Annotated in this window: 2 protein-coding genes; both read left to right on the top strand. The window is 26.5% G+C overall.

The features are described 5' to 3' along the window. Nucleotides 1–1,001, top strand: a 1,001-nt coding sequence (locus DV872_RS25855; RefSeq protein ID WP_147283279.1) for a TylF/MycF/NovP-related O-methyltransferase, incomplete at its 5' end; no start/stop codon positions are given. A 7-nt stretch (nucleotides 1,002–1,008) separates the two neighbouring features. Next, the coding region (locus DV872_RS25850; RefSeq protein ID WP_114632862.1) for a glycosyltransferase family 29 protein at nucleotides 1,009–2,915 on the top strand (1,907 nt) is incomplete at its 3' end.

The raw sequence follows: 2,915 nt of genomic DNA, 5'->3' as shown, positions 1-2,915 counted from the left end.
TTCTTATGGATATGAACAGAGATATTAAAAAATTAAACTCATTCCAAAAAGAAGCTTTATTTAAAAAAACAATAGTAATAGATAATCTAACTGATTTGAATAGTAATGTTAAAGAATTGATTAAAGTTAAAGATGATTTTGTTCAGGAAAAATCAATAGTAGCAGATCATCTACAAGATTTGAACAAAACTTTAATAGCATTTAAACCATTTAATGATAGCACATTGACGCAAAACGAAATAATCATTGATAAATTTTATACTCTAAATAAAGATCTAAATAGTTTATTAACAGTAAATAACAAAAAACTAAATCAAATAAATACAAATTTAATAAATGTTGAATCAACTCCAAATATATTTTGGCGAAAACGAATTAATCTTGCAGTTGATGATTCTTTTTCATATATAAAAAAATTTATGAGTTCGGCAATTTTCATTGGTGGTGACAGGACCATGTTCTTAAGAAAAGCATTGGAACAAGTCAGTATAAGTGGGGAATATATCGAATTTGGAGTATATAGCGGTACAACAATTAATCAGATTGCTGATTTAAATCCAAAGAAAATTATATATGGATTTGATAGTTTCAAAGGTTTACCAGAAGATTGGTCTTCTGGACATGTTTCAGTTGGGAATCAAGATTTCTTTGAAAAAGGATCTTTTGAAATCGAAATTCCAAAAGTAAAAAGCAATGTTGAACTTATTATAGGATGGTTTAGTGATTCTTTACCAAAATGGAAAATAAAGAATATCAATGAAATTGCATTTATATTTATTGATTGTGATCTTTATTCATCTACAAAAACAGTATTGTTTCAATTGGAAGCAAGAATCGTTAAAGGAACAATTATAGTCTTTGACGAATATTTTGGATATTTTGAGTGGGAAAATGGAGAATTTAAAGCATTTCAAGAATTTGTAATAAAATTCAATATTGAATATACATATTTATTTTATAGATATGATCAAGTAGCTGTAAGAATTGAGAAAAAGGATTAATAAAACAATGAATGTAAAAATATCGATTATTATGCCAACATATAATGTTGAAAAATATTTTTCTCAAGCAATTGAAAGCGCAATCAATCAATCAATACAAGAGATTGAAATTATTACGATTGATGATGAATCACCTGATAATTGTGGAAAAATTATGGATGAATATGCGAAAAGGGATTCAAGAATAAAACCAATTCATAAAAAAAATGGTGGTTATGGTTCAGCCGTAAATGCTGGAATAAATAAAGCAGTTGGGGAATATATAGTAATTCTTGAACCAGATGATTATATAGAAAAGGATCTGTATCAAATATTATATATGGAAGCTAAAGAGTTTAATTTGGATATTTGCCGGTATAATTGTTATTCAGAAATAAGAAACAATATGAGTCCAGAACTCATGCAAACATATTATCCTGGTAAACATGAATATTTGAGTAAAAATCAGCTATGTGAAATGTTTGCAATTGGTCATCCAGGTATTACATTGGCAATTTATAGACGTGAATATTTAGTTTCGAATGGTATTAAACTTGATGAAAGTAATAAAGCTTTCCATGATGTTGATTTTGTCCTATGCTCATACCTAATGGCAAAAAGAATAAAAATTATTCAGACTTGTGGATATAATTATCGAAGAGATGTCCCAACTCAAAGCGTTACAGATATGTCTCGATATTACTGTATAATTCAAGCAATAAATAATATTTTTATCTCTATAAGAGATCATAATATATCACTTGATAAAGAGATGAAAGCTGCTGTTATTGGTTATTCAATTACTCATCTACGGCATTACTACTTATTGACAAAAGACAATAGTAAAATAGCTGATTTCATATTAGAAACTATAAAAAGGATTATATATAAAGAGAGTCATATTTATTGTAAAAGAGAAGTTTTTGATTTTATATCATCTCTAAATAAAAAAATAATTGGTAATGCCGTTGATGCTCCAAAGATATATAAACTAAATGAATTAGATAGTATACAATCATTAATAATTAGTGGAGCAAGTTATACTAATATATTGTCATTATTTAATTTTAAATTAGCACTTTTTTATACTAATAATAACAAAGAAAAAATTATGCATGAAATTACATTAATGTTAAATGGATCAATTGATTACTATAAAAAAAATGTTCTAGATGTTATTAAAAAAATTCTTTCAACAAGTGATCGTTCTACTATTATGAAAATGCATCCATCTTTAATTGCTACTATGTTTATTTATTTATATAAAAATGAATATTCTGATGCTTTTCATACAATGAGTTCTTTAGGAAATAAACAACGGGCAAATGAAAATTATAACTATATAAGTGAATATTCTGATATCGCATTAGAATTGTATAGGACTAATACTAATCTGCCCGAGAGTATGAAGCGGTCAGCATATGTAGAAAAGAATATGAAACTTTCAGAAAAAAGTTTTTTAAAATACATACAAGGAAAATCTATTGCTGTTGTTGGTAATAGTCCATGTCATATTGGCTTAGGAAAAGGCGAGGAGATTGACACACATGATATAGTTATTCGTTTTAATAATTATACTCTTTCACCACAAACTGAAAATGATTATGGATCAAAGGTTGATGTTTGGGGTATTACTCCTAATATTGAAAGTATAAATAACTTACAACAAGTATATAAGTATGATTATGTGATAAGTTGCGATGGTGCAAAAAAAATTCCAATTAAAAGAAGGGATTTTTATTACAAGTATTTAATGACAGGTGGTTCATATTTTAGAATTAAAGCAGATGAATTAATTAATTCTACTAATATCAGAATTATTTCGATGGGCCTTTATGTTGTTAATTATCTAGTAGAAAATTCTGAAAATATAGAGAAAATAAACTTATATGGGTTCTCTTTAATTGATCATTACGAAGGGAAAAGGCATTACTT

Origin of the sequence: Oceanispirochaeta sp. M1, assembly GCF_003346715.1 — a bacterium.
Classification (GTDB): Bacteria; Spirochaetota; Spirochaetia; order DSM-2461; family DSM-2461; genus Oceanispirochaeta.
Note: the sequence above shows the minus strand (reverse complement) of the source record. Positions and strands in the feature narration are given on the sequence as shown.